The following is a 1,835-nucleotide window of genomic DNA, read 5'->3' as shown; positions in this document are numbered from 1 at the left end:
GGCCAATCCCGTTCTCATTCGCAAGAACGTCGTCCGAGCGGTGTTTGGTGACGATTTTTGGCTGCAAAAGTCCAACATCGTCCGCCTGTTCGGGCCTATTGACGATCTGGCGACACTCATTGCCGCCGGGCAGTTTGCCGCCGCCCATGGCTTGCGCTACGCCGTCGATGCACTGCGGCGACGCGGCGAACGGCTGGGCGGCCTGACCACCTGGGACTACAACGAGCCCTGGCCCAACGGCGCGGGTAGCTACCTGATTGATTACGACGGCCGGCCGCTCATGAGCTATACCTTCATGGAACAGGCTGTCGCGCCGCTGGCGCTATCGCTGCAATACGAGTCTAACCTGTACCAGGCTGCGGCCGGCTTCCAGGCATCCGTCTGGCTGGTGAGTGATGCGCCGGAGGCAACGGCCGGCCTGCACTGGGAGTGGCGCGCCACCGACTCACAGGGACGACGACTTGCCGGGGGGGGTGGCACGAGCAACGTGTTGCCGCAACAGGCTTTGGTAGTTGACAGGCTGGCGATAGCTCCAACCGACGACGCCAGCCGCCTTATCCTTCTGGAAACGCGACTGCGCGATGCGGCGAACATGATCCTGGCCGAGAGAGTTGAGATCATTGGTTCGGCCGAAAGCGACAGTCCGCTGCGTGGTTTATTGCCGGGAGCGACAGGCGAAGAGGCCGTTCGGCCGACGACGCTTACGGTCCGCGCCGTGGCGACCGATGATGGCGGGCTGGCCTTGCAAGTAACGAACAACGGGGCGATGACAGCTTTGTTTGTCGAAGCGCGGCCGCTCATCGTTTACCGCTCAGACCTGTTGATTGATAACCAGTACGTGTGTATCCCGCCGGGCGAGATGCGGACGCTAAACATCAAGCGGTCGATTCATTCAACACAAGCTCTGACCCTGACCCAAACCGGCTGGCGTGTCGTCGCCTGGAATGCGCCGGAGGTGATTGTCGCGCCGGATGAGACGGTTGTCCTGGTAGTTGGCCGCCAGGATGCAATGTGCCAGGAATTTGATACCCGACCGAAGGGGGCCAGGAGTCTGATCATGCATGAGAGTCTGGACCCGGCCGTCATCCCCTATCTCGTTGGTGAAAACGGCTCAGAACTGATGTTGCAGTTCCAAGCGTCAGCCGCAGCGGCCGGCCAGGCCGCACGCCTGACGATCCACACCGCCGACCAGGCGCCAGAAACCCCAACCAGCGTAACGGTATGGGGCAACGACGCGGTCTTTTGGGCCGAGCATGGGCCAGGCCTGGGTGTTCAGGACACCGACCCGGCCCACCTTGCCTTCCCGGCGACGATCGCGATCGAACTACCGGCCGGTGTCTTGATTGAGGGGAGCAACATCATCCGGATTGCGGCTACTAACGGGTGGTTTACACTGGACTCGATTTGCCTTGTGTCTTTGCCTGGGCCCTGAGTGACGCCTCGCCTTCACCTTACGACCCATTCACCGGAGAAGAGAACTTTATGTTTGTTTATGGCACGCAATTTCACCGCCCGCCAAACCCACCGCGTCAGACTCGCGTTGCCGCGCTGGAACAGATAGCCGGGCCGCTGGGTTTCAACACCATCAAGGTCTGGACCATGTGGAACTGGTGCAATCCGGAGCCGGACGTCTACGATTTTGCAGAACTCGACGAGATCATGGCGACCTGTGATCGTCTGGGCCTGCGCGTCATCGTCAACACGATCCTCGAAACGGCCCCCTACTGGCTGGCGGAACAATACCCGGAGGCGCGCTATGTAAATGCCGACCTCGAACCACTCAATCTTCGCGGCCGATCCAGCGATCCCAACGGCGGTTGGCCGGGCCTTTGCCT

The 1,835-nt window shown here is 61.3% G+C and carries 2 protein-coding genes; both read left to right on the top strand.

Translation table 11 applies throughout. The features are described from left to right. Nucleotides 1–1,432, top strand: a 1,432-nt coding sequence (locus WAX14_RS06540; protein WP_422627281.1) for a hypothetical protein, incomplete at its 5' end; no start/stop codon positions are given. Between the two features lie 50 nt (nt 1,433–1,482). Further along, nucleotides 1,483–1,835 (top strand): beta-galactosidase (locus tag WAX14_RS06535; RefSeq protein ID WP_422627280.1); only part of this gene is annotated, 353 nt, incomplete at its 3' end.

The sequence above is a fragment of the Rhodococcus sp. (in: high G+C Gram-positive bacteria) genome (genome assembly GCF_049299235.1).
In the GTDB taxonomy this organism is placed as follows: domain Bacteria; phylum Actinomycetota; class Actinomycetes; order Mycobacteriales; family Mycobacteriaceae; genus Rhodococcus.
This window is presented reverse-complemented; position numbering and strand designations above follow the sequence as displayed.